This is a genomic window from Bartonella numerosa (genome assembly GCF_037070845.1).
In the GTDB taxonomy this organism is placed as follows: domain Bacteria; phylum Pseudomonadota; class Alphaproteobacteria; order Rhizobiales; family Rhizobiaceae; genus Bartonella.
In genome coordinates this window covers 1-1188 of the sequence record NZ_JAYMZI010000027.1, presented here as the reverse complement: position 1 = coordinate 1188, position 1188 = coordinate 1, and the positions used below count along the sequence as shown (strand labels likewise).

Annotated in this window: 1 protein-coding gene; it reads left to right on the top strand. The window is 44.5% G+C overall.

All coding sequences use genetic code 11. From position 1 onward, the window contains the following. Position 1 precedes the first annotated feature (1 nt). The gene (gene tuf, locus WCP75_RS05010; RefSeq protein ID WP_336277137.1) at positions 2-1177 is read left to right on the top strand and encodes an elongation factor Tu; all 1176 of its coding nucleotides are present in this window, start codon (positions 2-4) and stop codon (positions 1175-1177) included. Positions 1178-1188 lie beyond the last annotated feature (11 nt).

Sequence of the window (1188 nt, the reverse complement as noted above, 5' to 3'; positions counted from 1 at the left end):
AATGGCGAAGAGCAAATTTGAACGTAAGAAGCCGCATGTTAACATTGGTACGATTGGTCACGTTGATCATGGGAAGACCTCTCTGACTGCGGCGATCACCAAGTATTTTGGTGAATTTAAGGCGTATGACCAAATTGATGCGGCACCGGAAGAACGTGCACGTGGAATTACTATTTCTACGGCGCATGTTGAATATGAAACGGATAACAGGCATTATGCCCATGTTGATTGTCCGGGACACGCGGATTATGTAAAGAATATGATTACGGGTGCCGCTCAGATGGACGGCGCGATTTTGGTTGTTTCTGCAGCTGATGGTCCGATGCCTCAGACGCGTGAGCATATCTTGCTTGCACGCCAAGTTGGTGTTCCCGCGATTGTTGTTTTTCTCAATAAAGTTGATCAGGTTGATGATGCTGAGCTTTTAGAGCTTGTTGAGCTTGAGGTTCGTGAGCTTTTGTCGAAATATGATTTTCCAGGGGATGATATTCCTGTTGTTAAGGGTTCGGCGTTGGCGGCTCTTGAAGATACGAATAAAGCTATTGGCGAAGACGCGGTTCGTCTTCTGATGAGTGAGGTTGATAATTATATACCGACACCCGAGCGTCCGGTTGATCAGCCATTCTTGATGCCTATTGAAGATGTGTTTTCAATTTCCGGTCGAGGAACTGTTGTTACTGGTCGTGTTGAACGTGGTGTTATTAAGGTTGGTGAGGAAATTGAGATCATTGGGATCCGTCCGACTTCTAAGACGACTGTCACAGGCGTTGAAATGTTCCGTAAGCTCTTGGATCAGGGGCAGGCTGGTGATAATATTGGCGCGCTTCTTCGTGGTATTGATCGTGAAGGAATTGAACGTGGTCAAGTTTTGGCGAAGCCGGGTTCTGTTACTCCTCATACTAAATTTAAGGCTGAGGCTTATATTTTAACGAAAGATGAGGGTGGTCGTCACACTCCGTTTTTTACGAATTATCGTCCTCAATTTTATTTTCGTACTACAGATGTTACGGGTATAGTTTCTCTCCCAGAAGGTACCGAGATGGTTATGCCTGGTGATAATGTTGCTATGGATGTTTCTTTGATTGTTCCGATTGCAATGGAAGAAAAATTGCGTTTTGCTATTCGTGAAGGTGGTCGTACTGTCGGTGCAGGTATCGTTTCTAAAATTATTGAGTAGTAATGGTTTTT

What these genes read in the sequence shown, in the direction of transcription:
- tuf (WP_336277137.1), top strand. Translation starts at nt 2, where the DNA reads ATGGCGAAGAGCAAATTTGAACGTAAGAAGCCGCATGTTAACATTGGT.